This window comes from Nocardia sp. NPDC050718 (assembly GCF_040654235.1).
In the GTDB taxonomy this organism is placed as follows: domain Bacteria; phylum Actinomycetota; class Actinomycetes; order Mycobacteriales; family Mycobacteriaceae; genus Nocardia.
In genome coordinates this window covers 1,022,670-1,038,479 of the sequence record NZ_JBFAHQ010000001.1, presented here as the reverse complement: position 1 = coordinate 1,038,479, position 15,810 = coordinate 1,022,670, and the positions used below count along the sequence as shown (strand labels likewise).

General features: G+C 72.6%; 15 protein-coding genes. 7 read left to right on the top strand and 8 right to left on the bottom strand.

Annotation, left to right across the window (positions count from 1 at the left end; all coding sequences use genetic code 11):
• Window positions 1-38 precede the first annotated feature (38 nt).
• The 3 genes from AB0H54_RS04755 to AB0H54_RS04745 form a co-directional block, all read right to left on the bottom strand.
• Window positions 39-713 carry a nucleoside/nucleotide kinase family protein gene (locus AB0H54_RS04755; protein WP_357342754.1) on the bottom strand — a complete coding sequence of 225 codons (675 nt, stop codon included), beginning with the start codon at window positions 711-713 and terminating at the stop codon, window positions 39-41.
• Window positions 714-934: 221 nt separating this feature from the next.
• Entirely contained in the window at window positions 935-2,563 is a 1,629-nt protein-coding gene (locus AB0H54_RS04750; protein WP_357342753.1) for an acyl-CoA dehydrogenase family protein, read from the bottom strand.
• A 17-nt stretch (window positions 2,564-2,580) separates the two neighbouring features.
• Complete coding sequence (locus AB0H54_RS04745) at window positions 2,581-3,186, bottom strand: TetR/AcrR family transcriptional regulator (protein WP_355273547.1); 606 nt, start codon at window positions 3,184-3,186, stop codon at window positions 2,581-2,583.
• Between the two features lie 63 nt (window positions 3,187-3,249).
• On the opposite strand from AB0H54_RS04745, the gene AB0H54_RS04740 reads away from it, so the two are divergent.
• Together AB0H54_RS04740 and AB0H54_RS04735 are read left to right on the top strand one after the other, a co-directional pair.
• Window positions 3,250-4,017, top strand: coding sequence for a crotonase/enoyl-CoA hydratase family protein (locus AB0H54_RS04740; RefSeq protein ID WP_357342751.1), 768 nt, complete (start codon window positions 3,250-3,252; stop codon window positions 4,015-4,017).
• Window positions 4,017-5,240, top strand: coding sequence for a hypothetical protein (locus tag AB0H54_RS04735; protein ID WP_357342749.1), 1,224 nt, complete (start codon window positions 4,017-4,019; stop codon window positions 5,238-5,240). Before AB0H54_RS04740 ends, AB0H54_RS04735 begins: the two co-directional genes overlap by 1 nt.
• A 42-nt stretch (window positions 5,241-5,282) precedes the next feature.
• Here the strand turns inward: AB0H54_RS04735 and AB0H54_RS04730 are convergent, their stop codons facing one another.
• Window positions 5,283-5,984, bottom strand: coding sequence for a TetR/AcrR family transcriptional regulator (locus tag AB0H54_RS04730; RefSeq protein ID WP_357342748.1), 702 nt, complete (start codon window positions 5,982-5,984; stop codon window positions 5,283-5,285).
• A gap of 58 nt (window positions 5,985-6,042) precedes the next feature.
• On the opposite strand from AB0H54_RS04730, the gene AB0H54_RS04725 reads away from it, so the two are divergent.
• Window positions 6,043-6,732, top strand: a complete 690-nt coding sequence (locus tag AB0H54_RS04725) for a DUF4386 family protein (RefSeq protein WP_357342746.1) — start codon at window positions 6,043-6,045, stop codon at window positions 6,730-6,732.
• On the opposite strand, the gene AB0H54_RS04720 is transcribed toward AB0H54_RS04725, so the two are convergent.
• Window positions 6,690-7,988, bottom strand: a complete 1,299-nt coding sequence (locus AB0H54_RS04720) for an alpha/beta hydrolase-fold protein (RefSeq protein ID WP_357342745.1) — start codon at window positions 7,986-7,988, stop codon at window positions 6,690-6,692. The two genes, AB0H54_RS04725 and AB0H54_RS04720, sit on opposite strands and share 43 nt — an antisense overlap.
• Before the next feature lie 123 nt (window positions 7,989-8,111).
• Here AB0H54_RS04720 and AB0H54_RS04715 point away from each other — a divergent pair, with 123 nt between their 5' ends.
• Window positions 8,112-10,214: a DUF2156 domain-containing protein gene (locus AB0H54_RS04715; protein WP_357342743.1), complete on the top strand. Its 2,103-nt coding sequence runs from the start codon at window positions 8,112-8,114 to the stop codon at window positions 10,212-10,214.
• A gap of 7 nt (window positions 10,215-10,221) precedes the next feature.
• Here the strand turns inward: AB0H54_RS04715 and AB0H54_RS04710 are convergent, their stop codons facing one another.
• The gene (locus AB0H54_RS04710) at window positions 10,222-10,914 is read right to left on the bottom strand and encodes a pyridoxamine 5'-phosphate oxidase family protein (RefSeq protein ID WP_357342742.1); all 693 of its coding nucleotides are present in this window, start codon (window positions 10,912-10,914) and stop codon (window positions 10,222-10,224) included.
• A 79-nt stretch (window positions 10,915-10,993) separates the two neighbouring features.
• Between AB0H54_RS04710 and AB0H54_RS04705 the strand changes: the two genes are divergently transcribed.
• From AB0H54_RS04705 to AB0H54_RS04695, 3 genes are all read left to right on the top strand, one after another.
• Window positions 10,994-12,379, top strand: a complete 1,386-nt coding sequence (locus tag AB0H54_RS04705) for a PLP-dependent aminotransferase family protein (protein ID WP_357342740.1) — start codon at window positions 10,994-10,996, stop codon at window positions 12,377-12,379.
• A gap of 107 nt (window positions 12,380-12,486) precedes the next feature.
• On the top strand, window positions 12,487-12,732 hold the full coding sequence (locus tag AB0H54_RS04700) for a DUF2630 family protein (RefSeq protein ID WP_355273570.1): 246 nt from the start codon (window positions 12,487-12,489) through the stop codon (window positions 12,730-12,732).
• Window positions 12,729-14,168 carry an NAD(P)/FAD-dependent oxidoreductase gene (locus AB0H54_RS04695; protein ID WP_357342738.1) on the top strand — a complete coding sequence of 480 codons (1,440 nt, stop codon included), beginning with the start codon at window positions 12,729-12,731 and terminating at the stop codon, window positions 14,166-14,168. The genes AB0H54_RS04700 and AB0H54_RS04695 overlap by 4 nt, the downstream gene beginning before the upstream one ends.
• A gap of 3 nt (window positions 14,169-14,171) precedes the next feature.
• On the opposite strand, the gene AB0H54_RS04690 is transcribed toward AB0H54_RS04695, so the two are convergent.
• Complete coding sequence (locus AB0H54_RS04690; RefSeq protein WP_355273576.1) at window positions 14,172-15,041, bottom strand: DNA-formamidopyrimidine glycosylase family protein; 870 nt, start codon at window positions 15,039-15,041, stop codon at window positions 14,172-14,174.
• 16 nt (window positions 15,042-15,057) lie between these two features.
• Complete coding sequence (cobF, locus tag AB0H54_RS04685; protein WP_357342736.1) at window positions 15,058-15,798, bottom strand: precorrin-6A synthase (deacetylating); 741 nt, start codon at window positions 15,796-15,798, stop codon at window positions 15,058-15,060.
• Between the last annotated feature and the right edge of the window lie 12 nt (window positions 15,799-15,810).

The window sequence follows — 15,810 nt, the reverse complement described above, 5'->3', positions numbered from 1 at the left end:
CGACAGCGGGCCGCGACCGACCACCACTGCCGAGTCAGCTAGCCGATCCGATAGCCCTCCCCGTCCGCCGTCAGCACCTGATCGGCACGTGGTCTGCTCCCCGCGACGAGGTCGGCATTGCGCAGATCGCTGTCGGTGACCTTCACTTTCGCCTGCGCCGGCGTGCGACCACCGACGGTGTGCCGGTGCAGCAGCCGCTCGGTGAGGACCTCGCGGGGCGCGTCGAGGTACCAGCAGGCGTCGAGCAGCCCGCGTACCGCTGCCCACCCGGGCGCTTCGGTGTCGGTGAGCAGCAGGTAGTTGCCCTCGACGACGACGATGTCCTCGTCGCGCACGACCACTCCGGCCTCGGTCGGCTCGTCGATCGCCCGGTCGAACAGCGGCCACGGCACCGGTTCCCCGATCCGCGACCGCCGCAGCGCGCGCAGGTCGGCGACGAATCCGGCGGCGTCGAAGGTGTCGGGCTCCCCCTTTCGCGCCAGCGCGCCCCGCGCGCGCAGCGCCGAGTTGCGCAGGTGGTAACCGTCCATCGGTGCCACCACCGCGCGCCGCCCCGCACGGGCGAGTTCGGCGCACAGCCCTTGCGCCAGCGTCGATTTGCCCGCGCCCGGCGGACCGGCGATACCGAGCAGGTACCGCTGCCCCGGCACGCCGGCCGCCGGAACGCGCCGGGCGAGGTCGCGCACCGACAGGAGGTCGCTCGTCGAGGTCACCGGATCACCCTAGGCGACAGCGAATGCCCGTCGGCGGTCGTCGACAGGCGCACCGGTGGCGGTCCGCTCGATCCGCCACGCGCCGCCGGGCACGAGCATCCAGAACGCGGGCGGGAACGCCACCTGCCACGGCGGCGCGTGGCGGTGGCCCCGACCGGCTCGGCGCCACCGGCCGCGATCGGCGCGGAGACGGCGGCCGCGATCGGCGCGGAGACGGCGGCTCAGGCCAGGTCGACGAAGGCCCGTTCGATGATCGAGCCGGTGTCCGCCCCGACGGGCAGCGTGCCGAAGGCGATGCCCCAGTCGGCACCGAGCCGGGTCGCGCAGAAGGCGTCGGCGACCGCCGGGTGACCGTGGCGCACGAGCTGCGCGCCCTGGAGGACCAGTGCCATCAGTTCCACGACCCGGCGGGCGCGGTACTCGATGTCGGACAGGTCGCTGAGTTCCTTGCCGACGCGGTCGATCGCGTCGTCCAGGCGCGGGTCGGCGCCGCGGGCGAGGCCGACCTCGGCGAAGTACGCCTCGACGGTCTCGGGCTGACGGCCCATGGCGCGCAACGCGTCCAGCGCGGCCACATTGCCCGAGCCCTCCCAGATCGACATGAGCGGCGCCTCCCGGTACAGCCGGGGCATGCCGGACTCCTCGGCATACCCGTTGCCGCCCAGGCATTCCAGCGCCTCGGCCGCGTGCGCGGGCGCCCGCTTGCACACCCAGTACTTGGTGATCGCCAGCGCGATCCGGCGCAGCGCCGCCTCGGCCGGGTCGCTGCCCGCGCGGTCGGTGGCACCGGCCAGGCGCATCATCACCGTGGTCGCGGCATCGGACTCGATCACCAGATCGGCCAGCACATTGCGCATGGCGGGCTGGTCGATGAGCTTGGCGCCGAACGCCTCCCGGTGCCTGGCGTGGTGCACGGCGGTGACCGCGCCGAGCCGCATGCCGGTGGCCGAGCCGATCACGCAGTCGAGGCGGGTCATGTTGACCATCTCGATGATCGTCTTCACGCCCGCGCCCTCGGCGCCGACGAGCCAGCCGGTGGCGTTCTCGTACTCGATCTCCGAGGACGCGTTGGACTTGTTGCCCAGCTTGTCCTTGAGCCGCTGGATGCGGATCGGGTTGCGGGTGCCGTCGGGCAGCACGCGCGGCAGCAGGAAGCACGACAGCCCGCCTGGCGCCTGGGCCAGTGTCAGGAACATGTCCGACATGGGCGCGGAGGTGAACCACTTGTGCCCGACGATCCGGTACGCGCCGTCCGGCTGCGGGGTGGCGGTGGTGGTGTTGGCCCGCACATCCGAGCCGCCCTGCTTCTCCGTCATCGACATGCCCGCGATGAGCCCGGCCTTGGTCGACGGTTCGCGCAGGCCGAATTCGTAGGTGCGCGAACCGAGCAGCGGTTCGTACTTCGCGGCGAGCTCCGGATTGTGGCGCAGCGCGGGCACCACCGCGTAGGTCATCGAGATCGGGCACATGTGCCCGGCGTCGGCGATGCCCCAGGTGTAGAACTTGGCGGCGCGGGCGGTGTGCGCGCCGGGCCGCTCGTCGAGCCACGGCGAACCGTGCAGGCCGTGCGCGACAGCGACATTCATCAGGTCGTGCCAGTGCGGGTGGAACTCCACCTCGTCGACGCGATGCCCCCAGCGGTCGTGGGTGTGCAGCACCGGCGGGTACTCGTTGGCGAGCCTGCCCCACTCCTGCGCGGCGACATCGCCCGCGAGCCTGCCGAGTTCGCGGACCTCGGCCTCGGCCCAGCCCGCGCCCTCCCGGTGCAGGCCCTCGAGCAGCGCGGGGTTGCGCGCGGCGTCGAAGGGGACGAGCGGGGGCACCTGGTTGAACACTTCATGGGTCGGCATGGCCGGAACTCCTTCGACTACGACGTTTCCGGGCGCGCACCCAGGGCGCGCACGGCGAAAGCAACCAATTCGGGGATGACGGTCTCGGCATGCGGCGCGGCGGCCAGCGGACCGACCAGCACCTCGCCGATCGCGCCGACCAGCGCGGCGGCGCTGATCGCGGTGTCCTGCGCGGGCAGGCGGCCCTCGGCGATGCCGTGCGCGATCGCGGCTTCGAACGCGGCGGCGAACGCGCGCCGGAACTCGAGCCGTTGCGCGTCGACAGCGGCGTCGACCGGCTCGGCCAGCAGCACGTACGCCAGTTTCGGGTTCTTGAGCGCGCGCCCGGCGAAGGTCTCCACCGCCGCGCTCACCCGCTGCAGGACATCGCCCTCGGCCACCGCGGCGCGGACCGCCTCGACCTCGCGGGCGACCACGGTCTCGAAGACCGCGGCGACCAGTTCGGCCTTGTTCTCGAACTGCTTGTAGACCGTGCCGGTGGCCACGCCCGCCTCCGCGGCGACCGCGGCCATCGAGAGCCCGGCGAAGCCGTCGCGGGAGAGCACGCGGGTGGCGCCCTGCACGATCAGCGCCCGTTGCGCGTCGAGCCGGGCCTGCACGGCCGGGGTCCTGCGGTACACCATACGAAGAAGTGAACCACCGATTCACCCCTTCACACAAGGGGCGATCCGCCGTATGGTCGAACGATGTCAGTACGTGTCGAACACGCGGGCCCGGTCACCACCGTGATCCTGGACCGGCCGGAAGCCCGCAACGCCGTCGACGGCCCGACCGCCCGCGCCCTGGCCGACGCCTTCCGGGCGTTCGACGCCGACCCGAACGCCTCGGTGGCGGTGCTGTGGGGCGAGCACGGCACCTTCTGCGCCGGCGCCGACCTCAAGTCGCTGGGCACCGAGAACAGCAATCAGGCCACCGTCGAGGGCGACGGCCCGATGGGACCCACCCGGCTGCGGCTGTCCAAGCCGGTGATCGCCGCGGTCGCCGGCTACGCCGTGGCGGGCGGACTGGAACTGGCGCTGTGGTGCGATCTGCGGATCGCCGAGCAGGACGCCACCTTCGGCGTCTTCTGCCGGCGCTGGGGCGTGCCGCTGATCGACGGCGGCACCGTGCGGCTGCCCCGGATCATCGGTGAGGGCCGGGCACTGGACCTGATCCTCACCGGCAGGCCGGTGAGCGCGCCGGAGGCGTTGCAGATGGGCCTGGTCACCCGGGTCGTCCCGACCGGTGACGCCCGCCGGGTCGCCGAGGAACTGGCCGCCCAGCTGGCCGCCCTCCCGCAGACCTGTCTGCGCTCGGACCGCGCCGCGCTCTACGAGCAGCACGGCCACCCCGAGGACGCGGCGATGCGCATCGAATTCCAGCACGGCCTGACCGCGCTCACCGGCGGCGCGCTCGACGGCGCCGCCCGCTTCGCCGCGGGCGCGGGCAGGCACGGTAGCGCCGACCAGCGGTGATGGACCGACTGACGGTCGTCGACGAGATCTTCCTGCGCACCCATCGCGGTATGGGCACGCCCATCGCCCTCCAGGGGCTCTGGCGGATCCCGGACGCGATGGAACCCGCACTGCTGCACCGGATCCACGATCGGCTGCGGGTCGGCGACCTCGGCCGCCGGGTGGTCCGCGCACGTGTCCCCGGAGCGCGGCGCGGCTGGCGGCCGAACACCTCGGCCCATCCCCTCGACCGCGCAGGCACCCCGCTGCCGGAGCACGCGATCCTCCCGTGGGCCGACACACTCGGCACCGACCTCGACCCGGAGTTCGGTCCCGGCTGGCGGCTGTCCTGCGCGCCGCTGCACGACGGCGGAACCGTTGTCGCCCTGACCTGTTCGCACGCGCTGGCCGATGCCCGCGGCCTCATCCACGCGGTCGACGCCGCCCTCGGTGAACTCGGCGCCATCGACGACGACCTACCCGACACACTCGCAACCGCATCGGACTGGGCCGATGCCCGCGCCCAGTGGGTCACCATCATCGGCGGCACGGCACGCGCCCTGCGCCGTGGGATTCCCCGGCCCCCCGCCACCACTACGCACGAGCCGTCGCCGGACAGGTCCGTCCACAGCACGCTGCTGGTCTTCGACGCCGCCGAGTGGGACGCCACCGCCGCCGCGACCGGCGGAACTCCCAACAGCCTGTTCATCCACCTGGTGGCGAACATTCTGTGGGAGACCGGCTTCCAACATCCGGGGATCGCCGCGAGCCTGCCGGTCGACACCCGCGACGAACCGCGCGTGGACAACGACCTCGCGATGACCGAGATCGCGATCGACCGCACCGATACCCCCGCGACGATCCGCGACAAGGCCCGCACCGCCTACCTGCGCCGCATGTCGAGTCCCGCGGGACTGCCGGAGGAGATCCTCCAGGTCCTCCCCGACCGCTGGGCCTACGCGCTCAGCCGGGGCGCGGGCGAGCGAGACATCCTGTGCTCCAACATCGGAACGCTGCCCGACAGCCTGCGCGCGGTCGGCACGCACCACTGCGACCGCGTCGCCGCGCGCGCGATCCACCCGGGGATCACCGATCTCCCTCGCACCCGGCTCGCCGGGTATCTGTCCCGACTCGGCGATACCTACACCCTCGCGCTGGTCAGCCTGGCCGCGGACCGCGAGACCCTGCGCACCGCGCTGTCGCGGGCCTGCGCCACGGCCGGAATATCCGCCGCGAGTTGGTGATCCGGCCGGACCGGTGTCCGGCCACGCCCGCGTACCTCGACCTCAGCTAGCCGTCATTCCGGTGAGCAGGGCCCGCAACCCCCAGACGAACTGATCCACCGAGTTCCACGCGGCGATCTCGTCCAGGTGCGCGGCCGTGCGCGGCCACCGGGTGCCGTCGAGTTCGTCCAGGGCGGCCCTGCGCTGGGCGATCCGCTCGGATTCCGGTGGTAGCGGCGGCTTCCCGTCGGTCTCGGCGACCTCGAGCGCGACCGCGCCGAGTACCTGCACGATCACCGCGTACACCCCGTGCGCCCGGGTCTGCGCGGGCAGCCCGCCGCGCGCCAGACAGCCGAACATCGCCTCGCCGACATCGCGCGCCGCCGGGCCGTCCATGGGACCCGACATCATCAGCGTGGCGACCGCCGGATGCGCCAGCAGCTGGTCCCGCAGGCCGAGGGCGAACTGGATCACCGCGGCGGTCCACTCCACGCCGGGATCGACGAGCGGGCCGAGCGGCACCGCGGCGAGCACCCGTTCGATCACCGCGCGCTCCAGGTCAGCGCGGCTGGCGACATAGGTGTACACGGCGTTCGGGTTGACCCCCAGCCGCCCGGCCACGGCCCGGATCGAGAGGGCGCTCGGTCCGCCTTCGTCGAGCAGGTCGAGCGCGGTGTCGACGACCTGCCCCTCGGTGAACGACCGCCGCGTCGGCCGCGGCGCACCGGCCGCGGCGCGCCGACCTGTTGACTTCTCCTCAGGCATGCGATGGACTGTACCCCGTACAGCTACCTGTACTCCGTACAGCCAGAATGGAAATCTCATGCGCACCAAGCCATGGCCCGCCATCACGCTGCTGATCGCGGCCCCGCTCCTGATGAACCTGGCCTTCACCGGTCTGGGTGTGTCGTTCGACTACCCCGACGTCCTACAGCTGCCCGCCACCGAGGCACTCGCGAAGTTCCGCGGCGAGCAGACCACCGTCGTCGCGCTGTTCACCCTGCTCGCCGCCGCGGCCTGCGCCTTCGCCCCGCTGGCCGTCCTGGTCGGCGGGCTCGACGACGCGCCGACCATGCGGTGGGCCGTGCGGGTCGGCATCGCGGCCGCGATCGTCCAGACGGTCGGCCTGCTGCGCTGGCCGCTGCTCGTCCCCTGGCTCGCCGACCGGGTCGCCACCGAGGGCCCCGGCTCCCCCGCGATCGGCACCTTCGAGACTGCCAACACCGTCCTCGGCACCGTCATCGGCGAGACCGCCGGCTACACCCTCACCGCGCTGTGGACGGTCCTGGTCGTCCGCGCGCTGCGCGATCGCGTCCCCCGCTGGTTCGCCGTCCTCGGCTACCTCGGCGCGGCCGCCGTCGCGACCGGCGTGCTGGTCCCGCTCGGCGTCGAGGCGGCCGGGCTCACCAATTTCCTCGGCTACCTGCTGTGGAGCGGCTGGCTGCTGGCCTTCGCCGCGCTGCTGATCCGCTATCCGGTGAGGCCGAGTCTGGTGGCCAGCCAGGGGAGTTGATCGCGCAGCCCGGCGGACCACAGCGCGAAGCTGTGCCCGCCGGGCAGCACCCGCAGCCGGACGTCCATCCCGGCGTCCTTCGCCGCCTGGTACATCCGCTCGACCTGCGGGCGATAGGTGTCGTCGTCGGCGCCGACCACGAACGCGCCGGCGGAGTCCGGGTAGGACCGGCTGCGCAGCAGGTCGAGCGGGTTGACCCGCAGCAGGGCGGCGGTGTCGCCGCCGAAGGCCGCGTCGACCGTGCGCCGGCGATCACCGAGCGTCGGCTCGTCCTCCCCGGACAGGTCGAGGAAGGTGGGATAGACCTGCGGATAGTTGGTCGCCAGTTGCAGCGCGCAGGTCCCGCCGTAGGACAGTCCGCCCACCGCCCAGGCGCGCGGATCCGGGTCCACCTGGAGATTCGCCCGGACCCACGCGGGCACGTCGACGGCCAGATACGTGGCGACATTGCCCAGCCGGGAGTCCAGGCACAGTGGATTCGCCAGCTGACTACCGGTGCCGTCGGCGACCACCACGATCGGCGCGAGCCCGTGGTGCGCGCGGGCGAAGGCGTCCATCGTCTCGACCAGCTGCCCGCCGACGATCCAGTCGTCGGGCGCGCCGGGCTGACCGGCGAGCAGGACCAGCACCGGCAGCAGCGGCCGTGGATCGGCGAAATAGGCCGGTGGCAGATAGATCTCGGCGGCGCGGGCGGTGAACCCGGACTCGGTCGGCGGCACCGTCGCGGTCAGCACCTTGCCGCCGGGCGGCAGTCCGGCGGGCTCGGTCCACACCGCTTCCAGCGGCCGCCCGCTCACCACCGACGCGGTCCTGCTCAGCGCGCTCGCGTCGACGCGCTGGATGTCGTCGATGCCAAGCGCCGAACCCACCGTCGGATACGACGCGTAGACGAGATTGATCCGGACACCGACCGCCACCAGCACCGCGACCGCGGCGAGCAGGGTCACGAGCGCGGTCCACACCCTGCGGCGCACCAGGATTCGCGGCACCACCAGCAGCACCGCCGCCACGCCGACGCCGATCAGCGCGTAGACCGACACCGCGATCGGATCGGGGAACGGCCGCCACACCTCTTCGACGAACAGGTACAGCGCGACGGTCACCACGGCGGCCGCCAGCAGCACGATCGGCATCGTCGTCGTGACGTAGCGCCGCGACCGCGCGCACAGCAACCACACCGCACCCAGGACGCCGAGCAGGGTGAGCGTCACCGGGAGCCATCCGGCGAGCAACGACAGATCGGTGATCCTCGACATCGCTGACCTCCACAGATGCCACCTCGACGCGCGGACCCGGGTCCGCGCGCGGCCACGATGACATACGGTACACAGACGACTTCACCGCGTCCGCGTGGCGCACTCGCAGCAAAGGGTGGATCGATGGACGACGACGCAGCTGCCACCACGCCCGCCCCGCCGGGCGCACTCGCCACCGCCGCTACCGTGCTCCGGCGAGTGCCGTTCACGGTCGGCTTCCTCGTCCTGGTGATCCTCCTCGGCCTCGCGACCGGTGGCCTGTGGCGGCGGCTCGACGCCAGGTCCTGGTTCCCCGACATCGCCTACGGCTGGCCGCCGCTCACCGAGGGCAAGTGGTGGACCCCGGTGTCCGGCTGGTTCTTCGGGCTCACCCCGTTCCAGTACGCCGTCATGACAGTGCTTTTCGCGCTCGCGGTGGGCTGGGCCGAGTGGCGGCTCGGCACCGCGCGCACCGCACTGGTCTGCGTCAGCGCCCAGCTGATCGGCGTGCTCGTCGCGTCGACCCTCGTCGGGGTGCTGCAACACACCCATCTCGGCTGGGCCGATCGGCTGGCCGAGGTCCGCGACGTCGGATTCACCACCGCGGCCCTCGCCGCGATCGCCGCGGCCTCGGCGACGCTGCGCTCGCCCTGGCGGCTGCGGGTGCGCGCCGTGCTGGCCGCGCACGTGTCGATCACCTTCCTGTTCGAGTCGACCTTCGCCGATCTCACGCACCTGATCGCGGTGGCGCTGTGGTTCCCGCTGGGCGAGAAGCTGTTCAGCACCACCGAGCACGGCTTCTGGCCGCGCACCCGGCGCGAGGTGCGGATGCTCGCCTTCATCGGGCTGCTGCTGATCGCCGCGGTCTCGGTGCTGGTGTACTTCTTCCCGACCGACAGCCTGCTCGGCCCGACCGGGGAGGAGCGCGGCTCGCTGTGGAGCACGATCGTGACCGTCGCGGTGATCGCGGTGATCGCCGATCAGCTGCGCAAGGGCAGGCGCTGGGCCTGGTGGATCGCGATCGGCTACGGCACCGTGCACGTGGTCCTCACCCTGGTGCTGCTCGGGGTGGCCATGGGTACCGACTACGCCACGACCGGCGCGGTGACCGTCGGCACGGCGCTGCTGTGGGCGGGCGAAGTGGCCCTGCTCTACGGCGGACGCGGCGCGTTCCGGGTGCCCAACCGGCGCAAGATCACCGGCGGCGCGCTGTCGGGGACCGAGCCCGGCGCCGCGGCGCGCGCGCTGCTGGCCCGCTTCGGCGGCAGCACCATGTCGTGGATGATCACCTGGCCGGAGAACAAGTACTGGTTCGCCGCCGACGGCGAACGCTGCGTCGCCTACCAGCGGCACGCGGGCACGGTGATCGTGCTGACCGATCCGGTCGGCCCGCCGGACCTGCTGCCCGACACTCTCGCCCGCTTCACCGACCGCTGCGAAGCCGACGGCCTGGTGCCCTGCCTGTTCTCCACCACCGGCGCCGTCGCCGAGCTGGCGGGCGAACTCGGCTGGCGCAGTGCGCAGATCGCCGAGGACACGATCGTCGACCTGCCGCAGCTCGAGTTCAAAGGCAAACCGTGGCAGGACATCCGGTCGGCGATCAACAAGGCGAACAAGGAGGGCATCTCCTTCCGGATGGTCCATCTCGCAGAGGAGCCGTTCGCGGTGCTGGCGCAGGTGCGCGCGATCTCGGAGGAGTGGGTCGGCGAAAAGGGCCTGCCGGAAATGGGATTCACGCTCGGCGGGGTCGAGGAGGCGCTCGACCCCGAGGTGCGGGTCGGCCTGGCGATCGATACCGACGGCAGCGTGCACGGCGTCACCTCGTGGCTGCCGGTGTACGCCGCGGGCGGCGAGATCCGCGGCTGGACCCTCGATGTGATGCGCAGGCGGCCCGACGGCTTCCGGCCGGTCATCGAATTCCTCATCGCCTCGGCCTGCCAGACGTTCAAAGAGGAAGGCGCCGAGATCGTTTCGCTCTCCGGCGCCCCGCTGGCGCGCAGTGCGGGCACCGACGACGCCGAGCCGATCGATCGACTGCTCGAAGGACTCGGCGCCGCCATGGAGCCGTACTACGGATTCCGGTCGCTGCACACGTTCAAGGCGAAGTTCCAGCCCCGCCACGAACCGGTGTTCCTGTGCTACCGCGACGAGGCCGACCTGCCGCGGATCGGCATCGCGCTGACGAAGGCGTACCTGCCGGAGGTGTCGGCCAAGGACCTGATGGCTCTGAGCGCGGCACCGCGCTGAGGCCGCCTCAGCCGACGATCACCGGACTCGGCGTCACCCGGGCCGCGACATCGGCGGGCACCTCGACGCCGGGTTCCAGATCGGCGGCGTCGATCGGTTCGCCCCAGACCTGGCGCAGCGGCAGCACGCCCGCCCAGACGCCGCCGGTCTCGATATCGGCCGCGTCGTCGTTGGGGCCGCCGGTCCGCACCTTCACCGAGGCCTCGGTGAGATCCAGCGCGAGCACCATGGTGGCCGCCATCTCCTTGCGACTGGGCGGGCGCACCCGGTCCCAGGCGCCCGGCGCGGCGTGCTCGACGATCACCCGCAGCGCGTTGTCGCGCTCGGCCTCGTCGGTGACCAGCGCCGCGCGGCCCCGGATCACCGCGGACCGGTAGTTCATCGAGAAGTGCATGGCCGAGCGCGAGTAGACCAGTCCGTCGACGTGGGTCACCGCGATCGAGATCTCGGTCCCGATGGCGGCGCGCATGTTGCCCGCACCGGTGGAACCGTGCAGGTAGAGGGTGTCGCCCGCGCGGCCGTAGACGGTCGGCAGCACCACCGGCGAGCCGCCGAGCAGCACGCCGAGGTGGCAGACCAGGCCCGCGTCGAGCACCGCGTCGAGCTCGGCGCGGTCGGCGCGGCCACGTTCCTTGGACCGCGTCAGAGTGGTGCGCGGGGTCGGCGACAAGGGGGTGCGGGTGCTGTCGTGCGTGGTCATAAGATGAGCTTCGCCGATGAAGTGGACCGCAGACAGGTCCACTTCGGCAGTAGATCAACAGGCCAATTCGAGGTGGGCGATGCTCGACGATCTGCCGATTCCGCTCGACCGGACCGCGCCGGAACCGCTGTCGGTGCAGGTAGCCGACGCCCTGCGCGCCGCGGCGACGGGCGGGGTGCTGCGCGTCGGCGAGCGGCTGCCGTCCTCACGCACCCTCGCCCGGCGGCTCGGGGTCAGCCGGGCGGTGGTGTCGACCGCCTACGACCAACTGCACGCGGAAGGCTGGATCGCCGGGCGGCGCGGGTCGGGCACCTATCTGCGCACCGCCCCCGCCGCCGCGCCGCCGCGCACCGCCCCCGGTGGCGACACCGATCCCGACGCGGGCCTGCTCGATCTGGGTCCGGGCGCGCCGTGCGCGGACGCCGTCGACCCGGCCGCCTGGCGCCGGGCCTGGCGCGCGGCGGGCGACCAACCCGCCGATGCCCGCAAGGACCGGGCGGGCGAACCCGCCTTCCGGACCGTCGTCGCCGAGCACCTGCTGCGCCATCGCGGCCTGGCCGCCGGGACCGCCTCGGTGGTGCTCGCCACGGCGGGGACCAGCGCGGGGGTCGGCGAGCTGGCCTCGGCGCTGCTACGTCCCGGCGACACCGTGGCGATCGAGGACCCCGGCTATCAGCGGGCCGTCGGCGCGTTGCGGGCGGCGGGCATCCGTGTGCTGCCCGTCCCGGTCGACGCCGACGGTCTGCGGGTCGACCTGATCCCGGCCGGTGTGCGCGCGGTCTACTGCACACCGGCGCACCAGTTTCCGCTCGGCGCGCGGATGCAGGCCGCGCGCAGGGTCGAGCTGATCGAATTCGCCAGGGCGACCGGCACCTTCGTCATCGAGGACGACTACGACGGCGAATTGCGCTACGACACAGCGCCGTTACCACTGCTCGCCGCGATGGCGCCCGACGTGGTCGTGCATCTCGGCACCACCAGCAAGATCATCGCCACCACGCTCGGCGTCGGCTGGCTCGTCGCCGGGCCCGAGATCGCCGACGCGGTGCTCGCCCACCGCGCCGACACGGGCACCGCCCCCAGCCCGGCAGGCCAGCGGGTGCTCAGCGAGTTCGCCCGGCACGGCGACCTGGCCCGGCACCTGCGCAGGCTGCGCCGGGTGGTGCCGCCGCGACGCGCCCTGGTGGTCGACGCGCTCGCCCGCCACGGCCTGCCGGTGGTCGGTGACGACGCGGGCTCGCACGTGGTGGTCGAGCTCCCCGACGCGGCCGCCGAGCAGCGCGCGATCGCCGCCGCCCGCGCCCGCGGCGTCCTGCTCGACGGCCTCGCCCGGCATCATCTCGGCGCGGAGTACCGGTTCGGCGTCGCCATCGGCTACACCGCGCCGAGCCGGGCCGAACTGGCCGCCGCGGTGCCGATCGCGGCCGACTGCCTGGCCGCCGCCCGGCCCGATCTCCCCCGGTAGCGCCGCTGATCGCCGCGCCGCCACCCGGCACGGTCGTAGCATGGACCCCGACCCGGTGCGGGTCGCTGTTCGGGCACTACCCCTCCGACCATCGAAGTGGTGAGCACATGAACGATCAGGACATTCTGGCGCGGATCAAGCAACTGGTCGACGACGAGCACGCCCTGCGCGCCAAGGCCACCGCGGGCGAGATCGACCCGGTCGCCGAACGCCAGCAGCTGGCCCAGCTGGAGGTGATGCTCGACCAGGCGTGGGATCTGTTGCGGCAGCGCCGCGCCCGCTCCGGCGCCGACGAGTCCCCCAACGACACCGAGATGCGTTCCCCGCGTGAGGTCGAGGGCTATCTGCAGTGACCGACGCCGAATACGATGTCGTCGTCCTCGGCGCGGGCCCGGCCGGTGAGAACGCCGCCGCCTACGCCATCGCGGGCAGCGACCGCACCGCCGCGCTCGTCGAACGGGAGCTGTACGGCGGCGAGTGCAGCTACTGGGCCTGCATCCCCAGCAAGGCGCTGTTGCGCTCCGGCGCGGTCCTCGGCCTGAGCCGGGCGATGCCGGGGGTGACCGCGAGCGGCCCGCAGGTGGCCGACGTGCTGGCCCGCCGCGACGCCTTCACCCACGATCGCGACGACAGTTCCCAGGTCGACTGGGCGAAATCGGCCCGCATCGACCCGGTGCGCGGCTCCGGCAGGCTGCTGGGCGAACGACTCGTCGAAGTCGCCACCGATGACGGCGTGCGCGTCCTGCGTGCCCGCCACGCGGTCGTGCTGGCCACCGGCACCACCGCCACCATTCCGCGTATTCCCGGCGTCGCCGAGGCCCTGCCGTGGATCTCCCGCGACGTCACCAATCTGACGGTCGTCCCGCGCCGGGTCGCCATCATCGGCGGCGGCGTCGTCGCCTGCGAGGCGGCCACCTGGCTGGCCGAGCTGGGCGCCGAGGAGGTGACGCTGCTGGTCCGCGGCGACCGCCTGCTGCCGCGCGCCGAACCGTTCGCCTCGGAGCTGGTGCTGCGCGGCCTGCGCGACACCGGCGTCGTCACCGTGCGGCTGCACACCGAACCGTCGCTGATCTCCCGCCGCGACCCCGCCGACACCGGTGTCGGCCGCATCCACGGCGGTCCGGTCACCCTGGTCCTCGACGACGGCGAACTCGAGGTCGACGAACTCGTCGTCGCCACCGGCCGCACCCCCGCCACCGACGGGCTCGGCCTCGACGCCGTCGGCCTGCCCGCGGGCTACGTCGAGGTCGACGACCAGCTGACCGTGCGCGGGGTGCCCGGCGACTGGCTCTACGCCGTCGGCGACGTGAATCACCGTGCGGCACTGACCCACATGGGCAAGTACCAGGCCAGGGTGTGCGGTGACGTCATCGCCGCGCGCGCCGAGGGCAGGCCGCTGGACCGGCCCCGGTTCACCGCGAGCGCCGACCACCAGCAGGTGCCCCAGGTCGTCTACACCGCACCGGAACTCGCCTCCGTCGGCATCACCGAACACGAGGCGCGCACCGCCGGGCACGCGGTCGGCACCGTCGAGATCGATGTCGCCGTGGCCGGTTCGTCGCTGTCCCGCGACGATTTCCGCGGCCGCGCGAAACTCGTCGTCGACACCGCCTCGGACCGCCTGCTCGGCGCGACCTTCGTCGGTCCCGACATGGGCGAGCAGTTGCACGCGGCGACCATCGCGGTGGTCGGCCGGGTGCCGCTGGAGACGCTGTGGCACGCCGTGCCGTCGTTTCCCGCCGTCAGCGAGTTCTGGCTGCGCCTGCTGGAAGCGTGGCGCGACCGCTGAGCCCTACTTGAGCAGCCGCGACATCCGCCGGTCGGCGAGCACCTTGCCGCCGGTCTGGCAGGTGGCGCAGTACTGGAACGAACGCTCCGCGTAGGACACCTCGCGCACGGTGTCACCGCAGACCGGGCACTTCAGCCCGGTGCGCGCGTGCACCCGCATGCCCGATCGCTTCTCGCCCTTCAGCCGGGCCGCGTCCTGCCCGACCGAGCGCTGCACGGCGTCGAGCAGGACCTCGCGCATCGCGGTGTAGAGCTGCGAGACCTTGTCCGCCGCCAGTGTTCTCGTATTCGCGAACGGCGAGATCTTGGCGGTGTGCAGGATCTCGTCGGAGTAGGCGTTGCCGATGCCGGCGATCAGTGTCTGGTCGACCAGCGCGGTCTTGATCCGCTGCGAGGTGCCCGCCAGCAGCGCGGCGAACTCGTCCTCGGTGACCGCCAGCGCGTCCGGTCCGAGCCGCGCGATGCCGGGCACCGCCTTCGGATCGTCGACGACATAGACCGCAAGCCGCTTCTTCGTCCCCGCCTCGGTCAGGTCGATCGACGGCGTCGCCCCCTCCGGCGTGAAGAAGTGCACCCGCAGAGCCAGCGGCGATTTCCCGCCCGGCTTGGGCGGCAGTGGATTCGGTTCGTCCACCCAGCGCAGCCAGCCGCCCCGCGACAGATGGGTGATCAACCACAGCCCGCCGCAGTCCATCCCGAGGAACTTGCCCCAGCGCCCCGCCCCGGTGACATCGCGTCCGGACAGCGCCGTGACCGGCGGGTCGAACGTCTTCACCGCGCTCAGCGCGGCCACGTCGACTCGTCCCACCACCGCGCCGACGGCATGATCCCGCAGGAACTGCGCCAGCGCCTCTACCTCGGGTAGCTCGGGCACCCGGCCAGTTTATCGGTCATCGGCCGCGCAGGAGATATACGTCCATGATCCAGCCCTTGGCGGCGCGCAGCTCCGCGCGCCGGGCCACGATCCGCTGCTCGACCTCGCGCAGCGGTCCCTCGATCAGGGTCTCGTCGGGCATGCCGAGGTAGGCGCCCCACCAGATGTGCACGTCGTCGCCGGGGATCTCGGTGAACGCGCAGTCGCCGTCGAGCATCACCACCGTGGAGCCCGCGCCCAGACCCTCCTCGCGAAGCCTGCGTCCGGTGGTGACGTGGACCGGCTCGCCGATGCGGTGCAGCACAACGCGGTGGCGGGCGGCCAGGGCGGCGACGCTGGTGACGCCGGGGATCACCGCGTAGTCGAACTCCGCGCGGCCGCGGGCCAGCACGTGCTCGACCATGCGCAGGGTGCTGTCGTAGAGCGCCGGGTCGCCCCACACCAGGATCGCGCCGACCCCGTCGACCTCGGCGAAGGCGGCCTCGAGCAGTTCGGCGCGGCGTTCGTGCCAGTCCCGCACGACACCGGCGTAGTCGTCGGGGGTGCGGTCGCGCGGCGGGTCGGTGATCTCGATGATCCGGTGCGGGCCGGGGACGTGCTCGGCCAGGATCGCGGTGCGCACCTCGACGAGTTCCCGTTTCTCGGCACCCTTGCCGATGACGAAGAAGGCGTCGGCGTGTCGCATGGCCTTGATCGCCTGCATCGTCACCTGGTCGGGGTCACCGGCACCGATGCCGATCACGTAGAGCTTGCGCATACGCGGAGACTT

What these genes read in the sequence shown, in the direction of transcription:
- AB0H54_RS04750 (WP_357342753.1), bottom strand. Translation starts at nt 2,563, where the DNA reads ATGCCGACCCATGAAGTGTTCAACCAGGTGCCCCCGCTCGTCCCCTTC.
- AB0H54_RS04745 (WP_355273547.1), bottom strand. Translation starts at nt 3,186, where the DNA reads ATGGTGTACCGCAGGACCCCGGCCGTGCAGGCCCGGCTCGACGCGCAA.
- AB0H54_RS04740 (WP_357342751.1), top strand. Translation starts at nt 3,250, where the DNA reads ATGTCAGTACGTGTCGAACACGCGGGCCCGGTCACCACCGTGATCCTG.
- AB0H54_RS04735 (WP_357342749.1), top strand. Translation starts at nt 4,017, where the DNA reads ATGGACCGACTGACGGTCGTCGACGAGATCTTCCTGCGCACCCATCGC.
- AB0H54_RS04730 (WP_357342748.1), bottom strand. Translation starts at nt 5,984, where the DNA reads ATGCCTGAGGAGAAGTCAACAGGTCGGCGCGCCGCGGCCGGTGCGCCG.
- AB0H54_RS04725 (WP_357342746.1), top strand. Translation starts at nt 6,043, where the DNA reads ATGCGCACCAAGCCATGGCCCGCCATCACGCTGCTGATCGCGGCCCCG.
- AB0H54_RS04720 (WP_357342745.1), bottom strand. Translation starts at nt 7,988, where the DNA reads ATGTCGAGGATCACCGATCTGTCGTTGCTCGCCGGATGGCTCCCGGTG.
- AB0H54_RS04715 (WP_357342743.1), top strand. Translation starts at nt 8,112, where the DNA reads ATGGACGACGACGCAGCTGCCACCACGCCCGCCCCGCCGGGCGCACTC.
- AB0H54_RS04710 (WP_357342742.1), bottom strand. Translation starts at nt 10,914, where the DNA reads ATGACCACGCACGACAGCACCCGCACCCCCTTGTCGCCGACCCCGCGC.
- AB0H54_RS04705 (WP_357342740.1), top strand. Translation starts at nt 10,994, where the DNA reads ATGCTCGACGATCTGCCGATTCCGCTCGACCGGACCGCGCCGGAACCG.
- AB0H54_RS04700 (WP_355273570.1), top strand. Translation starts at nt 12,487, where the DNA reads ATGAACGATCAGGACATTCTGGCGCGGATCAAGCAACTGGTCGACGAC.
- cobF (WP_357342736.1), bottom strand. Translation starts at nt 15,798, where the DNA reads ATGCGCAAGCTCTACGTGATCGGCATCGGTGCCGGTGACCCCGACCAG.